Genomic DNA, 17,521 nt, shown 5'->3' on the forward strand with positions numbered 1-17,521 from the left:
AGCGCTAGAATTCCGGCATGACGCCGCCGGAACCCAACTCGCTGAAGGAACAACTGCGCAACATCATCGAAGAGGCGCGCATGGTGCTGCCCGGCATACAGGCGCTGTTCGGTTTCCAGACCATCGCCGTCTTCAACCAGCGCTTCGACGACCTGCCCGCCGCCGTGCAGACCGTGCACCTGCTGGCGTTGGCGACGGTGGTCATCGCCATCGCCCTCATCATGACGCCGGCCGCCTGGCACCGCATCGTGTCGCCTCAGCGCGTGTCGGAATCGATCGTCAAACTCTCTTCGCGCATGATCTGCGCCGCGCTGTTCCCACTGGCGGTGGGGCTGGCGCTGGACATGTTCGTGGTCTGCCATGTGGTCTCCGGCTCGGTGGTGGCAGGCACTGCGGCCGCCGCGGTGTCGCTGGCACTGCTGCTGACGCTCTGGTTCATCCTGCCGCTGCGTGAGCGCCGCAGACGGCGCTAGGCGGATACCGTTCATCCTTTCAAAAAACCGCTCATCCAGTAGCCGTCGCCGGCGCGATGGCGGTTCGATAGCATGGCCTCACTTAATCACAACAACGGAGGTCAGCATGCCACGCTCGTTCATCAAACGTATCGCCACCATTGCCGCCAGCCTGGCGCTGGCCTACTCCGCCGGCGCTTCCGCCGCGCCTTCGCATCCCGCCTTCAAGGTGCAAGTCACCGGCCAAGGTGCGCCCGTGATCCTGATCCCCGGCCTGGCATCGTCCGGCGAAGTGTGGGACGGCACCGTCGCCCACTACTGCGGCAGCCGCCAGTGCCACGTCGTCACCCTGGCTGGATTTGCCGGCGTGCCCGCCATCGAAGGCCCGCTGCTGCCGGCCGTGGAACAGCAACTGAGCGACTACATCGCCGCCAATAAATTCGACCACCCCATCATCATCGGCCATAGCCTGGGCGGTTTCGTCGGCATGAAGCTGGCCGCCGACCATCCAGACCAGGTGGGCCGCCTGGTCATCGTCGACACCTTGCCGGCGCTGGCCGCGGTCCAGATGCCCAGCATTACCGGCGCGCAGATGAAGGAAATGGCGGCCGGCCTGCGGACCCGCATGGAGTCCATGGACGCGGAAGCCAAACGCGCCAACCAGATGAAGACCCTGCATTCCATGATCACCAAGCAGGAAGACATCGACCGCGCCGCTGCCTGGGGCAAGCAATCCGACCCCGCCACCGTCACCAACGCGATGGTCGAGATGATGAGCGAGGATATGCGCCCGGAGGTTAGCCGCATCAAGGCGCCCACGCTGGTGCTGGGCTCCTGGATCGCCTACAAGGATTATGGCAGCAAGCCGATGTTCGAGCAGATGTACAAGAGCCAGTACCAGCAACTGCCCAACGTCAAAGTGGAGCTTGCCGACAACGCCCGCCATTTCATCATGTACGACGATCCGGCTTGGATGTATGATCGCATCGATAACTTTTTGAAGTGATTCCATCATGACCGACGACCGTCCACTCATCGCGCGCCTGAACTGGTACTGGTTGTTCCAGTTGGCGGGTTGGCTGTTCCTGCCGGTGCTGCTGATCGCCATGACGCCGGTCGACAGCCACACGCCCCGCATGCTGGGCATCTCCATGTGGGGCGTGGTGACCGGCCTGGTGATCTCGGACACCTGGCACCGGCTGCTCAAGCGCCAGATCCAGAACGGCGTGCGCGCCAGCTGGAAAGCAATGATGGCCGCCATCCTGGTATTAGGGACCATTCATACCGCCGTGCAGACGGTCGGCTACCTGGTCATCAAGCCTTTCGGCGAAGTGCACGGCGTGGCCTGGGTGCCGGGCGCGCTGATGTTCTGGTGGGGCGTCTATTTGGTGTGGAACACGTTCTACATGGCGGTGCAGTCGCTGCGCCGCGCCAATCGCCTGGAACAGGAGGCGCTGCGGCTGGAGATCAGCGCCAAGGACGCCGAACTGCGCGCCCTGCAGGCGCAGGTCAATCCGCATTTTTTCTTCAACAGCATGAACAGCGTGCGTGCGCTGATTTATGAGAACAGGGATTCGGCCGCGCTGATGATCGACCAGCTGGCAAGCGTGATGCGCTATGCGCTGCAATCGGGCCAGCACGATACGGTGCCGCTGGCGGCGGAGATCGAAGCCGTGCAAGCCTATCTGGCGATTGAAAAAATCCGTTTCGAGGAACGCATGCGGGTCCGCGTGGAAATCGACCTGGGTCTTGAGCAGGTGCGAATTCCGCCCATGGCTTTGCAGACCCTGGTGGAGAACGCCGTCAAGTACGGCGTCGAGGCCAGCCCCACCGGCAGCGAGATCCGCATCCGCGCGCAGCGCATGGACGACGGCAAGATCCACATCGAAATCGCCAACCTTGGCGCGATTCTGCCGTTTGCCAATTCCACCAAGGTGGGCTTGGTGAACACCCGTAAACGCCTGGCGCTGGCATTGGGTTCGAATGCCAGCCTGGATCTGACTGAAAACAGTGGTTGGGTGCGCGCCACGATGACTTTACCGGAGGCCGCTTGATGCGCGCAATATTGATCGACGACGAGCGCCTGGCGCGCGCGGAACTGCGCCGTTTGCTGGCGGCGCATCCTGAGGTGGAAATCGTCGGCGAGGCCGCCAACGCGGCCGACGGCATCCAGCAGATCGCCGCCCTCAAACCGGACCTGGTGTTCCTCGATGTGCAGATGCCGGGCGGTAGCGGCTTCGATATGCTGGCCGCGCTGGACGAGGCGCCCGAGGTGATCTTCACGACGGCGTTCGACCAGTACGCGCTGCAGGCGTTCGAGGTCAATGCGCTGGACTATCTGCAAAAGCCGATCCAGGCGGCGCGCATGGCGGCGGCACTGCAGCGCTGTTCGCTGCGCCATGGGCGCGCGCTGGCGTATGCGGCGGCCGGCGTGCCGGCTGTGGCGCCGATGGCGGCCAAGAAGCTGTTCATCAAGGACGGCGAGCGATGCTGGTTCGTCGGTTTGCAGGATGTGCGGCTGTTCGAATCGGACGGCAACTACACGCGCGTCTATTTCGACCAGCACAAGCCGCTGATGCTGCGTTCCCTGAACCAGCTGGAAGAGCGGCTGGACCCGCAACGCTTCTTCCGCGCCAGCCGCCGCCACATCGTCAACCTGGACTACGTCGACCAGGTCACGCCGAACGACGCCGGCGGCCTCGATCTGCTGCTGCGCGACGACCTCGAAGTGGAAGTCTCCCGCCGCCGCGCCGCCCAGTTCAAAAGCCTGGCCAGCCTCTAAGTGCGCAACGCCTCGGCGGGCGCCATGCGCATGGCGATCCAGGTGTGGCGGGCGATGGCGATGAGGGCAATGGCCAGCGTCAGCGACAGCGCAATCAGCAGCGTCCAATACCCTATCGGCGCGTGTTCGACGTAGCCAGCGAGATAGCGGCGGATGGCGGCCACCGCCAGCGGTGACGCTATCACCGCCGCAGCCAGCACCAGCGCGCCGATTTCACGCACCACCAGCACGCCGATGTCAGCGCCGCGCGCGCCGTGCAGCTTGCGCAGCACGATCTCCCTGGCACGCCGCTGCACCGTGTTCGCCGACAGCACGTAGGTGCCGAAGGCGGCGATCGCCAGGGCGATACCGGTGGCGACGGACATCAGCTTGGCCAGTCGGGCATCGTCGGCATAATTGCGCGCCAGGACGTCGCCGGCGCGCACCACCTTGGGAATCGCATCCGGGAAAAAGCTTGGCCACAAGGCTTGCACGCTGCGCTCCACCGCCGCCGGATCGCTTGCGGCGCGCACGCTCAGCACCGTCCCCGCCGTCCACAGTTCGTAGGCGGTCGCGCGCGGCGCATCGTGCAGCGAATGGAATCGCAGATCGGGGGCGATGCCGACGATGCGCTTTGAAATCACCTTGTTGTCGAACCCCGTGAACAGCACCGTCTGGCCAATCGCCGCTTCGTCGCTGGCGAAACCCAGCTCACGCACGGCTGCCGCGTTCAGCACCACCGGCACGCGGTCGTCCTCCTTGTCCCACGCGGCCTGGAACAGGCGGCCGGCCAATGGGGCTATGCCATACAGTTCGAAGAAATTCGCGCTGACCGACTTCATCTCCATCGTCGCCCCTTGGCCGCCAGGACGCTTCAACTCCCGGGACCAAACCCAATCGAGCCGTCCTACCGGATCCTCCGATATCGCCACGCCGGCCACGCCCGGCTGCGCCGCCAGGGTCGAATAGAAGCGCCGCGCCTTTTCGCTGTCCCTCACCCGCTCGGGCATATCGACGATGACGAACGGCCCAGGATCGAAGCCTGGCGAGACGTGCATCGCGTAGTGGGTCTGCCACGCCACCGCGATGGTCACGGCGGCAAAGCCCATCGCCACCGACACCTGCAGCACCGTCAGCGCGCGCCGCCATTGCATGCTGCCCCGGGACTCCGTATCGGGACGACCGGCCAGCACCTGCGTCGGATGCACGCGCAGCGCCACCCATGCCGGGTAGATCGCCGTCAGCACACCCAGCAAGCCGCCTATGCCAAACGCCGCGACAATATTCTGCAACGTGAACAAGCCGTCCAGCTGTCGGTTGACCAGCTGCGAAAAGACCGGCAGCGCCAGCCACGCCAGCATCAATCCAAGCGCGGCGGCCGTCATCGCCACCAGCAGCGATTCGAACAGGAACAGCAGCATGATCTGCCCGACGCCGGCGCCCAGCACCTTGCGCATCGCCACCTCGCGCTGGCGACGCAGCACGCGCACCATGCTCAGGTTGACGTAGTTAATCGCAGCCATGAGCAGGATCAGCAACGCAAGCGCCGCCAGGCCAGCCACCAGCACCGGATTGGCGCGGTCGCCCGGCATCGATATGAAACTGTTCTGCATCTTGTAGTCGAAGTAGGCGTCGCGCAGCGGCGACATGGTCAGCTCGATCGCCTTGCGCGTGCCGAGGCGCGCGCGGGTCTCCGGTGGGTACTGATGCAGGCTCGGGGCGGCATCCACCACTTTCTGCAAGCGGTCGATGATGGCAGGCAGCGATGCACCGGGCTGCACGCGTATCAGCATCTTGCCCATCCAGCCATGTTCGCCGGTCAGCATCTCGTGCCGTATGTCCGGCCCCGCCACCACCGAATTGACGCCGAAGATCACCTCAAACGGAATCGTCGTGTTGGCCGGCGGCGTCGGCACCACGGCGCCGACTTGCACCGCATTCCCTTCCGCCAGCATCGTGCGGCCCAGCGCATTGGTCGTGCCGAACAGGCGAAGCGCGCCGGCCTCGGTGACGACAAAGCGGTCAGGCTTGTCCAGCGCGCCGGCCAGGTCGCCCTGCACTGCCCGCATTCCCAGCATTTCGGTAAAGCCGGGCATCACCGTCAGGCCGCGCACCGCGAACATGTCGCGGTTGATGCGTACCGTGAGCGGCGTGATCTCCGGCCGCGCCGGAATAAAGAGCGCGGCGCCGGTAACGCCCGGCATCTTCAGCGCGGGCTCGCGCAGCAGCATCGGCACCACTTCGTGCAGCGGCGACGCGGGATCGATATTGAAATGCTGCTTGGCGACGTAGATCCTGTCCACGTCCGGCAGGTGCGCGTCGTACTCCATCGAGTAACGCACAAAGCCAAGCAGCAGCAGGCACGCGGCCAGGCCCACGCCCAGCCCAAGCACCACCGCCAGCGTGTAGGCCGGTTCCTGTATCAGCGCGCGCCAGCCGATGCGAAAGTCTCTTAGCTTCATGGATCGAAAATCCGTGTATGGAAAACCTCTGGCGTTTGCAACATCCATGCCACGGTTGTTTGTGCGCCCCGGCGGCTGCTTGTGCGGGGCCGGTGTCCGGAAGTGAACAGCTATAACGTTCACTTCCGAACACTTACTTCACCTTGATCGGGAAGGCGGGATGCACCGGCCGTACCGGCGGGTTCTTCGCCAGTTCGGCCTTGATGACTTCAATCGCCTTTTCCAATTGCGGGTCGCGGCCGGCGATCACGTCGGCCGGATTCTGGTCGACTTCGATGTCGGGCGCGACGCCTTCGTTCTCCACGCCCCAGCCGCCGTCGCGGGTCCAGAACGCCAGGTTGGGCGCGGTGATGCCGCCGCCGTCCATCAGCACGGGGAAGCCGAGAATGCCAACCAGCCCACCCCATGTGCGCTTGCCGATCAATGGGCCCATTTGATTTTTGCGGAACATCCACGGCAGCAGGTCGCCGCCCGAACCCGCCGTCTCGTCGATCAGCATCGCGCGCGGTCCCTGGATCGAGGCCGACGGGGTCTTCATGTCGGCGCCGTAGCGCATGGTCCACCAGGCGATTTCCTTCTTCTGCAAAATCTCCAGGTAGTAATCGGCCACGCTGCCGCCGCCGTTGAAGCGCTCGTCGATGATGACAGCGTCCTTGTCGGCCTGCGGGAAGAAGTAGCGCTTGAAGTAGGTGTGGCCCAGCGTGGCGGTGTTGGGCACATACACATACGCGACCTTGCCGCCGGTGGCGGCGTTCACCTTGCGGATATTCCCTTCGATCCAGTCGCGGTTGCGCAACGCGTCCTCTGTCGCCACCGGCACCACGGTGATGGTGCGCGATTTGCTGCCGTCCGCGTTCGGGCCGACGGTGATGTCGATAGCCTTATTTGCGGTGTTTTCAAAGGCGCTGTACAGGTTCGTCGGCGCCAGCAGCGGACGGCCGTCCACCGCCAGCAGGTACTCGCCGGCCTTGACGTTCAGGCCAGGCTCGGTCAACGGCGCCCGCAGCGCCGGGTTCCAGTTCAAGCCACCGTAGACTTTCTTGAAGCGATAGTGGCCGTCGCTGACTTCATAGTCCGCGCCCAGCAGGCCGCCCGGCACCGGCTTGGCGTCGTTGAAGAAATCGCCGCCGCCACCGCGATGGTGGCCGACGCCGATCTCGCTGCACAGCCACTGGATCACGCGATTCAGGTCGCCACGGCTGGACAGCTCGGGCAGAAACTGCGCGTATTTGGCCCGCATCTTGTTCCAGTCGGCGCCGTGCATGCCGGGGTCGTAGAAGAAGTCGCGGTTGATGCGCCAGGCTTCGTTGAAGATCTGCGGCCACTCGGCACGCGGCTCGGCGTGGACCTCGATCGCTTCGACCTTGATCTTGCCTTCGCCCGGCGTCAGCGCCTTGGCGGTGGCGCTGCCCATGGCCCAGGCTTCCTTCAGGCGGTACAGGATCTTCTTGCCGTCGGAGGAGACTTCATAATCGTCGGCTTCGGCCAGCAGCGTTTCGGCCTTGCGGTCTTTCAGGTCGAAGCGCTGGATGGCTTTCTTGCCGTCGTTCTCGCGCAGGAAGAAGATCTGCCCTGCCTCACCCGTCCCCAGTTCGGACAGCGCGGCGGCCGGCACCGGCAGGTCGACGATGCGCGTTTCGATGCCGTCGAAGTCGATCGAGATCGGCGCCACCGGCGCGACCGCCACTTTCGGATCGTCGCGGCCCGTCTTCGGATCGACCTTGGGCGCTTCCGGCTTGGCCGCTTCCTTCGCGGCCGCCGGCGCGGGAGGAGCCGCGCTCTTCTCTTCGTCGCTCTCCTTGATCAGAGGCGACGGCAGGTCGCGCCGCAGCACCGCCATCCAGATGGTGCGCGTGACGCGGTTGTCTTCGTTCTGCTGCGAGAACCAGTTGTTGCTGGGCCCCGCGTTGGTCGAGGCGAAAAAGTACAGGTACTTGCCGCTCTTGTCGAACACCGGATCGACAACGTCGGACAAGCCGTCCGTCACCGGCCACGATTTGTTCTGCTCCAGCGAGTAGATGTAGGCGCTGCGGGTGTAGGTCATCGAATTGAGCGCGTAGGCGATCCAGCGCGAGTCCGGCGCCCATGCGGCGCGCAGCGTCTTGTTCACGCCGTACAGCGGCTCGCTGGCGATCTTCTTGATCGTGCCGGTGGCGACGTCCATCACATACAGCGTCCAGGCGTTGTCGGTGTAGGCGATCTTTTTGCTGTCCGGCGACCAGACCGGGTTGTCGTAGAAGCCAGCGCCGGTGAGCTTGAACTTGCGCGGTTCACCCTTGCCGTCCTGCGCGCGGATGTGCAGCGCGTATTCGCCCGATTCGTCCGAGAAGTAGGCGACGGAGCGGCCATCCGGCGACCATGCCGGCGAGCGCTCGTGCGCGGCCGGCGTATGGGTCAGGTTGCGCACATCGCCTTTATCCGCGGGGATGGTGACGATCTCGCCACGGAACTCGTACGCCACGCGCGCGCCGGACGGCGAGATCGATGCATTGCGGATGTACTTGGCGCCGCTGACCCAGCGCGGGCGCGAGGCTCCCAGGTCGCTGTTCACGCCGATGGTGAGCTTGCGCGACTGTCCGCTGGCCAGGTCCAGCGCGTGCAGGTAGCCCGCCTGCTCGTAGACGATGCCGCCACCGCCGGCGGCGATGTTCAGCACCGGGAAGTCGGTATGCTGGGTCAACGCGCGCACGGCTTTGCTCCTGGTGTCGTAGGCGTAGAGATTGAATTCGCCGTCGCGGTCGGAGCGGAAGTAGACGGTGTCGCCAACCCAAACCGGATCGACGTCGTTCGAATGCGTGGCGGGCTGCGGAATCTGCTGCACCGATTTGTCGGCGCGGTTGAACAGCCACAGGATGGAGTTGGTGCCGCCGCGATAGTGCTTCCACTGCATGAAGGCCGGCGAGAACGGGTTGTAGACGATCTGCTTGCCGTCCGGCGACCAGCCGGCGCGGGCGGCGTTCGGCACTTCCAGTTCGGTCTCCACGCCGCCAGGCACCGGCACTGTGAACAGCTTGCGATAGCGGTTGTTGAACGCCGCGCGCGGGGATGTGAACATCACCGCCTTGCCGTCCGGCGTGAAGCTTTGCACCACGTCCGCGCCGGGGTGGTAGGTCAGGCGCTTCGGTACTCCGCCTTCAACCGGCAGCAGGTAGACGTCGATATTGCCGTCGACCTGCGCGCTGTAGGCGATCGATTTGCCGTCGGGCGAAAACACCGGGTTGGATTTCTCGCCCGGATCGGAGGTCAGCCGTCGCGGCGACGAGCCGTCGCGGTTCGCCAGCCACACGTCACCCGAGTAGATGAAGGCCAGGTGCTGCGCCGACAGCGCGGGCTCGGTCAGCATGCGCGTGTCGGTGGTGCTGGGCAGCGCCAGCGCGCCGTGGCTGATCGTCAGCAGCGCGGCGGCGACGGATATTATGTGCTTCATTTCGTCTCCTCAGCCGCCCGTCATTCCCGCGCAGGCGGGAATCCATAGGCAGCGTGTTCATTGACTCAGCATGGATTCCCGCGTGCGCGGGAATGACCGGGGCTATTTCAGTGCGGGGATGGCTTGCGGCTGGTAGGGCTTGACCGGCTGCTCCTTCAGCTTCTTGTCCAACAGCTCCAGCGCCACCTCCAGCTGGCGGTCCTGGCCTTGGTACGTGGCGTGCGGCAGGTTGTCCACCTCCACGTCCGGCGATACGCCCACGCCTTCGATCAGCCATTGGCCATCGGCGGTGTTGAACTGGCCGTTCTCGGCGACGCGCGCCATGCCGTTGTCGCTCAGGCGGTTGTTATCGCTGAGCCAGACGCCGGCGCCCGCCGTGCGCTTGCCCACCAGCGGCGCCAGTCCCAGCGCCTTGATGCCGGCCGCGAAAGTCTCGCCGTCCGAATAGGTATATTCATCGACCAGCACCACCAGATGCCCACGGAAGGTGTTCTGCATGTTCGGCGCCGGCAGCGCGCCCGGCGACGACCAGAAGGCCCAGGCTTTGCGCAGCAGCTTTTCGATCACCCAGCTGTCGATATTGCCGCCGTTGTTGCGGCGCACGTCGATGATCAGGCCTTCGCGATTGACGTTGGCGTAGAAGTCGCGCGCGAACGAGGCGATGTCGCGCGGGCCCATGGCGCGCAGGTGCAGGTAGCCAATGCGGCCCTTGGACGCGGCATCCACCTGGCGCGCACGGCTCTGCTCCCAGTCGCTGTAGCGCAGGCCTGCCTGCTTGGCCATGTTGACCGGCGTGACGATGACCGAGCGTGTGCCGCCTTCCTTGCGCTTCACCTGCAGCAGCATCTGCTTGTCGGCCTGGTTCAGCAGCAGGTCGGCGATGTCGCGCGCCTCCAGCACCGGCTTGCCGTTGACGGCGGTGATGACGTCGCCCTCCTTCACGTCCACATCCGGCTGCAGCAGCGGGCCGCGTTCGGACGGCAGCTCCGGTTCGCTGCGGTAGATGTGGTCGACGCGGTAGCCATCCGCGCTGCGCGTGAGCAGCGCGCCCAGTCCTGCAGGCGCGCCTTCCGGCGCTGGACGGCGCACGTCGCCGGGCGCGATCTGCGAGTGCAGCGCGCCCACTTCGCTGATCATCATGCCCAGCACGTCGTTCAGTTCCGCGCGGTCGGTCACGCGCTCGACCAGCGGCGCGTACTTGGCGCGCACGCCGGTCCAGTTCACGCCGCGCATCTTGGCGTCGTACAGGAAGTCGCGATGCATGCGCCAGGCGTCGTTGAACATCTGCGTCCACTCCAGGCGCGGGTTGGAGGTGAAGGTCCAGTCATCCACCTTGACCTTGGCCTTGGAGACGTCGGCCGGCACCTTGGCACCCGCCTCCACCACCAGCATGTCGCCAGGGCCGCTGGCGGCGAAGGTGCGGTAGTACAGGTGCTTCTTGTCGAAGGCCAGGTCGTATTCGCGCACGCCGCTGACGAAGACTTCCGGCTGCGGGCCGTTGGCGGCGATCGCCAGCGTTTTCAAATTGGCCTTGCCATCGTTGCCGTCGGCGTCGAGGAAGTACAGGCGCTTCTCGTCCAGCTCCAGGTTGCGGTAGTTACCGGCGGCCAGCGGCACTTCGTACAGCCGGTCCGCCAGACCCGCGTAGACGATGGCCGGCAGCGCCTTGCCGGTTTTCTTTTCCGGCACGGCCTTGGCCACGGCTTTTTCCACCGCCTTCTCGGCGGCCTGCTCGACGGCCTTTTCCGCCGCGCCCTCGGCCGGCTTGTCGCCCGGCTTGTTCAGTTCATCGTCCGGCTTGAAGGGGAAGCGGTTGCCCGGCTGGAGCGCCAGCGCGTACACGCCGGTGCGCTTGTCGAACACCGGCCCCATGTTGCGGTCGCCCCACGGCGAACCGTTCGCCAATTGGAAGTTGCGGGCCGAGAGGAAGTACAGCCATTTGCCATCCGGCGAAAACGCTGGCGAGACCGAGTTGTAACGGTCGCCGGTGACGAAGGCCAGCTGTTTCGATTCGAGGTTGTACAGGCCGATCTGGTTGCGCTGCTCGATGCTGGCGGCGCGTACCAGCGCCAGGTTCTTGCTGTCGCCGGACCACTGGATGTCCTCGTGCCGGTCGTTGCCGGCCTTGCTGCCATCGTCGATGACGGTGTTGGCCTTGGTCGCCAGGTCCAGCATCCACAGGCGGCCTTTCTTGTCGGTGTGAGCCAGCCAGCGGCCGTCCGGTGATGGATACAGCTGCCAGCGATGGTTGTTGCCGTCCTTGGTCAGCTGCTCGCCCTTGCCGGAACCGTCGGCGGCGAATTTCCAGATCTCGTTTTCGCCAGTGCTGTCGACGATGGCGTAGACCCACTTGTCGTCGTGGCTGAAGACCGCCTCGCGGGCGCGCGCGCCAGGCGGCACGGCGATTTCAACCCGGCGCAGCGAGCCGGTGCCGGCCACGCTCACGCGGCCGCGCGCGGTCAGCACCAGGCGTTCATCCTTGCCGGAGATCTGGACGTTGGTCAGGTTGTCCAGCGGCGAGCGGATCTGGCGGGCGCGCTGCTGGTCGAAGTCCGAGACCAGGTTGATGGCCAGCTGCTCGTCCTTCGCGGCCGCCAGGTCCAGCACGTGCAGGTCGGCGCCCAGCTGGTAGGCAATGCGGCCGTCGCCCAATGCGGCGTTGCGCACATCCCAGCCGGTGTGGTTGGTCAGCTGGCGCGGATCGCTGCCGTCGGGCGCCATCGACCACAGGTTGTCGGAGCCGCCGCGGTCGCTGATGAAATACAGGCGGCCCTGCCACCACATAGGCCGCTTGTTGTTGCCGGCGTCGGAGGCCAGCAGCGGCACCGCTTCCGCGCCGCCGGACAAGTCGTAGCGCCACAGCCGCGCGTGCGCGCCGCCCCGGTAGTTCTTCACGTTGTCGTTGGTCAGTGCCAGGCCGTTGCGGGTGAAGTACAGCGTCTTGCCGGCGTCGTCGAGCACGGCGTCGTTGGCGTCGGCCACGGGGAACACGCGACGCTGCAGGTCGCCCGGCTTGACCGCCGCGATGACGTTGTTGCGCGACGGGCCCTTGGTGTCGAGCGTGGTCACCAGCACCTCGCCCTGCGCGGTCCAGCCCAGCACATTCACCGCGCTGTTTTCAAACGTGATGCGCTTGGGCAGGCCGCCGTCCAGCGGCATCACGTAGGCTTCCTGCCCGCCTTCGTAGGAGGCCGAGAAGGCCATCCATTTGCCGTCGTGCGAGATGGCGGCGTTGGTCTCGGCCGCCGGGTGGGTGGTCAGGCGCTGCGCGGCGCCGCCGTGCAGGCCGGTCTTCCACAGGTCGCCCTCGGCGGTGAAGACCACGGTTTCGCCACGGATGGCGGGATAGCGGTAATAGGCGTCAGCGGCGGAGGCGGTGCCGGACAGCAGGCCGGCGGACATGAACATCAGGGAGAGCGGGCGGGACAGGGTCATGGGACAGTTTCAATGTTTGTCAAATGGAACGACAATTCTGGCACAGCTTTGTGCAAACGGAATAACGTTTATTTCACCCCGTATGCTTTTTGCGATATGGCAACGGGCATAAAAAAAACCCGCTCCACTTGCGTGGGCGGGTTTCTTGTCGAGCCTGGGCGGCTTATTCGACTTCGACGGTCTCCGGCGGGAGCGTCGGCGCGGCGTCCGGCGGTTCCGGGAATTCCAGCTTGACCTGGTCCTTGTCGTCCAGGTCGACCGTCACGCGGCCACCGGTGACCAGGCGGCCGAACAACAGCTCGTCGGCCAGCGCCTTGCGGATCATGTCCTGGATCAGGCGCGCCATCGGCCGCGCGCCCATCAGCGGATCGAAGCCCTTCTTCGCCAGGAACTTGCGCAGCTTCTCGCTGAACACCGCTTCGACTTTCTTCTCGTGCAGCTGCTCTTCCAGCTGCATCAGGAACTTGTCGACCACGCGCAGGATGATTTCCTCGTCCAGCGCACGGAAGCTGATGGTGGCGTCGATACGGTTGCGGAACTCCGGCGTGAACATGCGCTTGATGTCGGCCATCTCGTCGCCTGCCTGCTTGGAATTGGTGAAGCCGATCGAGGTCTTCTGCAAGCTCTCGGCGCCCGCGTTGGTGGTCATGATGATGATCACGTTGCGGAAGTCGGCCTTGCGTCCGTTGTTGTCGGTCAGCGTGCCGTGGTCCATCACCTGCAGCAGGATGTTGAAAATGTCCGGGTGGGCTTTTTCAATCTCGTCCAGCAGCAGCACCGCGTGCGGTTTCTTGGTGATGGCTTCGGTCAGCAGGCCGCCCTGGTCGAAACCAACGTAGCCCGGCGGCGCGCCGATCAGGCGCGACACGGCGTGACGCTCCATGTACTCGGACATGTCGAAGCGGATCAGCTCGATACCGAGGATGAAGGCCAGCTGCTTGGCCACCTCGGTCTTGCCGACGCCGGTCGGACCGGAGAACAGGAAGGAGCCGATCGGCTTGTCGGTCTTGCCCAGGCCGGCGCGCGCCATCTTGATCGCCGAGGCCAGCGCTTCGATTGCCGGATCCTGGCCGAACACCACGTTGCGCAGGTCGCGGTCGATGGTCTGCAGCTTGCTGCGGTCGTCCTGGTTGACGGTCTGCGGCGGGATGCGCGCGATCTTGGCGATGATGTCCTCGATCTCGGTCTTGCCGATGGTTTTCTTCTGCTTCGACTTCGGCAGGATGCGCTGGGCTGCACCGGCTTCGTCGATGACGTCGATGGCCTTGTCCGGCAGGTGGCGGTCGTTGATGAAGCGGGCCGCCAGCTCGGCTGCAGTCGACAGCGCCGACGACGAGTACTTCACGCCGTGGTGTTCCTCGAAGCGCGACTTCAGGCCGCGCAGGATCTGCACGGTTTGCTCGACGGTCGGCTCGTTGACGTCCACTTTCTGGAAGCGGCGGCTCAGGGCGTGGTCTTTTTCAAACACGCCGCGGAACTCGGTGTAGGTGGTCGCGCCGACGCATTTCAGCTGGCCGTTGGCCAGGGCTGGCTTGAGCAGGTTGGACGCGTCCAGCGTGCCGCCCGAGGCCGAGCCGGCACCGATGATGGTGTGGATCTCGTCGATGAACAGGATGCCGTTCGGATTGTCCTTGAGCTGTTTCAGCACGGCCTTCAGGCGCTGCTCGAAATCGCCGCGGTACTTGGTGCCGGCCAGCAGCGCGCCCATGTCCAGCGAGTAGACGATGGCGTTCTGCAGGATTTCCGGCACGTCGTTCTGGGTGATGCGGTAGGCCAGGCCCTCGGCGATGGCGGTCTTGCCCACGCCGGCTTCGCCTACCAGCAGCGGATTGTTCTTGCGGCGGCGGCACAGGATCTGGATCACGCGGTCGACCTCATCTTCGCGGCCGATCAGCGGATCGATCTTGCCCTCGGCGGCGGCCTTGTTCAGGTTTTGCGTGAACTGGTCGAGCGGGCTTTCCTTGGTCTGGCCTTCGCCGCCCGGGGCGCCCTCTTCCACGCCTTCCGAGGCCTTGGCGGCATCGGACTGCTGGTCCTTGCGCACGCCGTGCGAAATGAAGTTGACCACGTCCAGGCGCGTGACGCCCTGCTGGTGCAGGTAGTAGACCGCGTGCGAGTCCTTCTCGCCGAAGATGGCCACCAGCACGTTGGCGCCGGTGACTTCCTTCTTGCCATTGGACGCCGACTGCACGTGCATGATGGCGCGCTGGATCACGCGTTGGAAGCCGAGCGTAGGCTGGGTGTCCACTTCGCCCGTGCCAGGCACGGTCGGCGTGTTGTCGCCGATGAAGTTGGTCAAGGTTTTGCGCAGGTCTTCAATGTTGACGGCGCAAGCGCGCAACACTTCGGCGGCCGAAGGATTGTCAAGCAGGGCCAGCAGCAAGTGCTCCACCGTGATGAATTCGTGCCGTGCCTGCCGAGCTTCGACAAACGCCATGTGCAAACTTACTTCTAATTCCTGCGCAATCATACTTCCTCCATCACACATTGCAGGGGATGCCCCGCCTTGCGTGCATGCGTTAAAACGAACTCCACTTTGGTACAGGCTATATCTTTTGAGAACACGCCGCACACTCCTTTGCCGTAGCGATGAACACTGAGCATTATCTGCGTGGCCGTTTCACGGTCTTTGTTGAAATACTCCTGGATGATGGCCACCACGAATTCCATCGGGGTGTAGTCATCATTGAGCAACGCCACCTGGTACAAAGGTGGCGGCTTCAGCGCTTGCCGCTCCAAGAGGGTTTCGGTGTCATGCTTGGTTGCCATACGCTTATATTCTAATGCTTTCGGGGTTGATGCAATGGGCATTTCACACTGCCCATCCAATTGTTTTCCATCTTACGCGTTTTCTGAACTTGACGCAGATGGCGACCCATTAGCCAAAATCAAGAGTTGCTTTTTCGCCAATTAGGTTAAAAGTAGCAAAATGCATACAAATCTGCTTGACTTTAGAATTTGGTCCGCTAACAATGCGTTATCGACTGCGTGCAGAAATGTACAAGGTGATAAGAAGTGAGGCGTGAGGAGGGGGCAAGAAGCTTCTTGCTTTTATGGCTCGTGTGATCCGTTTTAATTTTGAAAGTTCTTTTTATGGCAACAGGTACAGTTAAGTGGTTCAATGATTCCAAAGGTTTTGGCTTCATCACTCCAGATGACGGCGGCGAGGATTTGTTCGCTCACTTCTCCGCAATCAACATGAACGGTTTCAAGACCCTCAAAGAAGGTCAAAAAGTTCAATTCGAAGTCACGCAAGGCCCTAAAGGCAAGCAAGCTTCCAACATCCAGTCCGCTTAATTCTTTAAGCAACAGATGTGAAAAACCTCGCCCTGCGGGGTTTTTTTTCGTCCCTACCTTCCAGCAAGTGTTGCAGAACTCCTACACCCGCGCCGCCGCGTGACAATTCAATAGAATCGGCATAATTGAAGAATGCATAATCTTATGCGCTAAGACAATAATGCCTATCCGGCATGTGCTTCTGTCTCTTACAAAGGGCCATATGAATAGCATGCACATCAACAAGATCAAGACCGGCCTGGTCTACGTTGCGATCCTCGCGCTGGGCCTGGGTGTGGGCCGCGTGGCCTCCAGGGTGCCGCAATGGCTGGCGCCGTCCTACGTCGAAGGCAACTACCAGGCCTACTATCCCGACGCCGCCACCAGGGTGGCAGTGTACGGCACCAAGACCTGCCCCTACTGCGCCCAGACGCGCGCCTACCTGAGCGAGCACCACATCCCCTACGCCGATATCGACATCAGCCAGGGCGGCAAGGGCCAGCGGGACTACCAGAGCTTCGGCGAGACCGCCGTGCCGGTGATCCTGATCGGCAACCGCCGCATCACCGGTTACAAGGTGCCGGCCATCGAGGCCGCGCTCCAGCAACTCAAGCCGGCCGGCGGCTGAGCGGCATCCGATTCGGGGACCGTGTGTGTGGACAGCACGGTTGCAGGCATCATCCACGTCCAGCCACTTGGGAGAGAGCTACATGAATAAGAAACTGAAACTGTTTTTGTTTGCAATCGGTATCGGCGCAGCTTCAGCCCCGGCCATGGCCAGCTGCATCCATTACTGCGTCGTCGAATATAAGGCGTGCATGAAGTCTGGCCAGCCTGCCGACCAGTGCAACGAAGAGCTCACCGCCTGCGAAGACGCCTGCGGCGGCTAAGCCTGTGTTGACGGGCGAGCGCCAGCGGCGCCGCCCGTCAATCACAATGCCGGCACCAGCAGTTTAAACAGCAAGCCCGCCACCGCGCACGCGGCGATCACGCGCGGCACCTTTTGCCGGTAGCGCAGCAAGGCCACCGCCGCTCCCACGCCGATCAACGCCGCCCCCCAGTCTGGCGCGCCGCCGAATCCCGCCGGCCACAGCACGTGGTAGGCAAAGAACAGCGCCAGGTTCAAGATCACGCCGACCACCGCCGCCGTGATGCCGGTCAGCGGCGCGGTGAAGCTGATGTCGTCGCGCGTGGCTTCGACCAGCGGACCGCCGGCCAGGATGAACACGAACGACGGCAGGAAGGTGAACCACGTCACCAGCACCGCCGCCACCGCGCCCGCCAGCGGCAGCAGCGCCGCGCCGAATGGCGCCTGTCCATAACCGCCCACAAAGCCGACAAACGCCACCACCATGATCAGCGGGCCGGGCGTGGTTTCGCCCAGCGCCAGGCCGTCCATCATCTGCGTCGCGCTCAGCCAGCCGTAATTCGCCACCGCGCCCTGGTAGACGTAGGGCAGCACCGCGTAGGCGCCGCCGAAGGTCAGCATGGCGGCCTTGGTGAAGAACCAGGCCATCTGCGTGTAGGTGTGCTGCCAGCCCACCGTGGCCAGCAACAGCGCCATCGGCGCCAGCCACAGCAACGCGCCGCAGCCGGCCACCAGCGCCAGCCAGCTCCAGCGGAACTGCGCATGCGGCGGCGGCGCCGTGTCGTCGTCGATCACGGCCGCGCCATACGAGGCCTGGGCCGCGCCGTGGCCGCCGCCGGC

At 64.1% G+C, this 17,521-nt stretch carries 13 protein-coding genes; 7 read left to right on the forward strand and 6 right to left on the reverse strand.

The window, feature by feature from the left end:
• Positions 1-17 precede the first annotated feature (17 nt).
• The 4 genes from GTP90_RS20750 (at position 18) to GTP90_RS20765 (ending at position 3,234) form a co-directional block, all read left to right on the forward strand.
• Positions 18-473, forward strand: coding sequence for a DUF6328 family protein (locus tag GTP90_RS20750; protein WP_161085319.1), 456 nt, complete (start codon positions 18-20; stop codon positions 471-473).
• 106 nt (positions 474-579) lie between these two features.
• Positions 580-1,458: an alpha/beta fold hydrolase gene (locus GTP90_RS20755; protein WP_161085320.1), complete on the forward strand. Its 879-nt coding sequence runs from the start codon at positions 580-582 to the stop codon at positions 1,456-1,458.
• A 7-nt stretch (positions 1,459-1,465) separates the two neighbouring features.
• Positions 1,466-2,506, forward strand: coding sequence for a sensor histidine kinase (locus GTP90_RS20760; protein ID WP_161085321.1), 1,041 nt, complete (start codon positions 1,466-1,468; stop codon positions 2,504-2,506).
• Positions 2,506-3,234, forward strand: coding sequence for a LytR/AlgR family response regulator transcription factor (locus GTP90_RS20765; RefSeq protein ID WP_161085322.1), 729 nt, complete (start codon positions 2,506-2,508; stop codon positions 3,232-3,234). The genes GTP90_RS20760 and GTP90_RS20765 overlap by 1 nt, the downstream gene beginning before the upstream one ends.
• Here the strand turns inward: GTP90_RS20765 and GTP90_RS20770 are convergent.
• The 5 genes from GTP90_RS20770 to clpS all read right to left on the reverse strand — a co-directional run bounded on the left by GTP90_RS20770 (position 3,231) and on the right by clpS (position 15,306).
• Entirely contained in the window at positions 3,231-5,675 is a 2,445-nt protein-coding gene (locus GTP90_RS20770; RefSeq protein ID WP_161085323.1) for an ABC transporter permease, read from the reverse strand. The two genes, GTP90_RS20765 and GTP90_RS20770, sit on opposite strands and share 4 nt — an antisense overlap.
• Before the next feature lie 133 nt (positions 5,676-5,808).
• Positions 5,809-9,102 carry a S41 family peptidase gene (locus tag GTP90_RS20775; RefSeq protein WP_161085324.1) on the reverse strand — a complete coding sequence of 1,098 codons (3,294 nt, stop codon included), beginning with the start codon at positions 9,100-9,102 and terminating at the stop codon, positions 5,809-5,811.
• Positions 9,103-9,204: 102 nt separating this feature from the next.
• A complete protein-coding gene (locus GTP90_RS20780) occupies positions 9,205-12,537 on the reverse strand; it encodes a S41 family peptidase (RefSeq protein ID WP_254451968.1) in 3,333 nt (1,110 codons plus the stop codon).
• A gap of 163 nt (positions 12,538-12,700) precedes the next feature.
• Complete coding sequence (clpA, locus tag GTP90_RS20785) at positions 12,701-15,007, reverse strand: ATP-dependent Clp protease ATP-binding subunit ClpA (protein WP_161085325.1); 2,307 nt, start codon at positions 15,005-15,007, stop codon at positions 12,701-12,703.
• Positions 15,004-15,306 carry an ATP-dependent Clp protease adapter ClpS gene (gene clpS, locus GTP90_RS20790; protein ID WP_090315375.1) on the reverse strand — a complete coding sequence of 101 codons (303 nt, stop codon included), beginning with the start codon at positions 15,304-15,306 and terminating at the stop codon, positions 15,004-15,006. Before clpS ends, clpA begins: the two co-directional genes overlap by 4 nt.
• Positions 15,307-15,630: 324 nt before the next feature.
• On the opposite strand from clpS, the gene cspE reads away from it, so the two are divergent.
• From cspE to GTP90_RS20805, 3 genes are all read left to right on the forward strand, one after another.
• Positions 15,631-15,834: a transcription antiterminator/RNA stability regulator CspE gene (cspE, locus tag GTP90_RS20795; protein ID WP_008446468.1), complete on the forward strand. Its 204-nt coding sequence runs from the start codon at positions 15,631-15,633 to the stop codon at positions 15,832-15,834.
• Between the two features lie 202 nt (positions 15,835-16,036).
• Positions 16,037-16,441, forward strand: coding sequence for a glutaredoxin family protein (locus GTP90_RS20800; protein ID WP_161085326.1), 405 nt, complete (start codon positions 16,037-16,039; stop codon positions 16,439-16,441).
• An 82-nt stretch (positions 16,442-16,523) separates the two neighbouring features.
• Positions 16,524-16,703, forward strand: a complete 180-nt coding sequence (locus GTP90_RS20805) for a hypothetical protein (RefSeq protein WP_161085327.1) — start codon at positions 16,524-16,526, stop codon at positions 16,701-16,703.
• Positions 16,704-16,744: 41 nt separating this feature from the next.
• On the opposite strand, the gene GTP90_RS20810 is transcribed toward GTP90_RS20805, so the two are convergent.
• On the reverse strand, positions 16,745-17,521 hold a 777-nt coding region (locus GTP90_RS20810; RefSeq protein WP_161085328.1), incomplete at its 5' end, for a chromate transporter.

The sequence above is a fragment of the Duganella vulcania genome, assembly GCF_009857655.1.
Taxonomy (GTDB): Bacteria; Pseudomonadota; Gammaproteobacteria; order Burkholderiales; family Burkholderiaceae_D; genus Rugamonas; species Rugamonas vulcania.